Source organism: Vibrio sp. 10N.222.46.A1 (assembly GCF_041473595.1).
Lineage (GTDB): Bacteria > Pseudomonadota > Gammaproteobacteria > Enterobacterales > Vibrionaceae > Vibrio > Vibrio tasmaniensis_A.
This window is the reverse complement of sequence record NZ_JBFRSN010001517.1, coordinates 1-821: the sequence shown is the minus strand read 5'-3', so window position 1 is coordinate 821 and position 821 is coordinate 1. Positions and strand designations below refer to the sequence as shown.

At 47.7% G+C, this 821-nt stretch carries 2 protein-coding genes; both read right to left on the bottom strand.

The features are described from left to right. Positions 1–609: PrpF domain-containing protein (locus AB4496_RS27785; RefSeq protein WP_372133241.1), on the bottom strand; the 609-nt coding region annotated here is incomplete at its 3' end. Positions 610–618: 9 nt separating this feature from the next. Then, positions 619–821: hypothetical protein (locus AB4496_RS27780; protein ID WP_372133238.1), on the bottom strand; the 203-nt coding region annotated here is incomplete at its 5' end.

Genomic DNA, 821 nt, shown 5'->3' with positions numbered 1-821 from the left:
CCCCAGATCTGGAACATCTAAAAAATCGACAACATTCCCTGTTGGGAACATAGAGCCACTCGCGTCGGCGGGGTCTAGAAAATCGACTTGGATCTCAGCAGCGGGGAAAGTGACACCATCGAGCTCAAAGTCACCTAACTCTTGGACTTCCCCATCAGCGATAGGTACATGAACAATAATGGTTTTCTCTATGTTCACTTGCCATACTCGCACCTCGACCACACCGTTTTCTGGAATACGATTCGAATCGACCAGTCCATTATGAATTGCAAATGGGCCTACGGCAGCAGACAGATTGCCGCAGTTACCGCTCCAATCAACGAACGGCTTGTCTATTGCTACTTGGCCGAATAGGTAATCAACATCGTGATAGGCTTTACTGCTTTTCGAAACAATAACGGTTTTGCTGGTGCTGGATGTTGCGCCACCCATGCCGTCGGTTTGTTTGCCATAAGGATCTGGACTACCAATCACGCGCAGAAGTAATGCGTCTCGAGCTTCTCCGGCAACTTGCGCAGCTTCAGGTAAGTCACTTAAATTGAAAAAGACACCTTTGCTTGTTCCACCCCGCATATAGGTAGCAGGTACTTTTATCTGTTTGATGTTCATAACTAGCTCCTAATTTGCAAGAAAGTCTTTGGCGAAACGTTGCAATACGCCACCAGCGCTATAAACATTCACTTCGTCTGCGGTGTCTAGTCGGCAGGTCACAGGAACATCAAGCTTTTCACCGTTTTTACGAGTGATGACTAGAGCCAAATCAGAACCTGCTTCAATGTCGCCGTACACGTCGTAAAGCTCGGTGCCGTCCAGTTCTAAGG